The following is a 681-nucleotide window of genomic DNA, read 5'->3' on the forward strand; positions in this document are numbered from 1 at the left end:
TCGAGCTTGCCCAGCGCCAGCATGGCGGCGACCACCACGCCGCCGCCCTCGACCCAGATGCGGCCATGGCCGCGTCCCTCCAGCTCCTCCACGATCTTCTGAGATCGCCCAAGCGGGTTTCCAAATCCGGCGGCGGCGCCTCGATCGGGCGGGAGGTCAGCACCGTCACCGGCTTGCCAGCATAGGGCCAGGGTGAGACTCCCTGCAGCGCGTCGTAGGTACCGCGGCCCATCAGGATGGCGCCGACGCCAGCGAAGAATTCGGCGAAGCCGAAATCCTCGGCCGGGTAGTCGGCGGCCAGCCAGTCGTCGACCGAGCCGTCCGCCCGGGCGATGCGGCCGTCCAGCGAAGCGGCGATATGGCAGTGCCAGAGCGTGCGGGACACGGCCATCTTTCCTGTCGTTGTGACGTCGAAATTTGTCGACGGTTGTCGACCGCCGCTCTTCGACAAAAATGTATCCTCCGGCAGATCGGTATTCTTTCAAGAAAATATACGGAGATTGACGCGAGGCACCGGAGCATCCACCGGCGGGATCGTTCCGGCTGCCGGTGGGCCGCCGTTGCGCCGCCTGCGAGATTCCGCAACTCGAGGAACGCAGGGCGATTTTTCTGCAACCATAGATTGCCACGACCACGTCAGAAGGAGCGAGCCATGTTCCGCCAGCCCTCCCGCCCCTGGCC

At 65.5% G+C, this 681-nt stretch carries 1 protein-coding gene; it reads right to left on the minus strand.

What is annotated here, in order from left to right:
* Window positions 1–385: dihydrofolate reductase family protein (locus tag BKE38_RS31700; protein WP_367596595.1), on the minus strand; the 385-nt coding region annotated here is incomplete at its 3' end.
* Between the last annotated feature and the right edge of the window lie 296 nt (window positions 386–681).

This window comes from Teichococcus deserti, assembly GCF_001982615.1.
Classification (GTDB): Bacteria; Pseudomonadota; Alphaproteobacteria; order Acetobacterales; family Acetobacteraceae; genus Pseudoroseomonas; species Pseudoroseomonas deserti.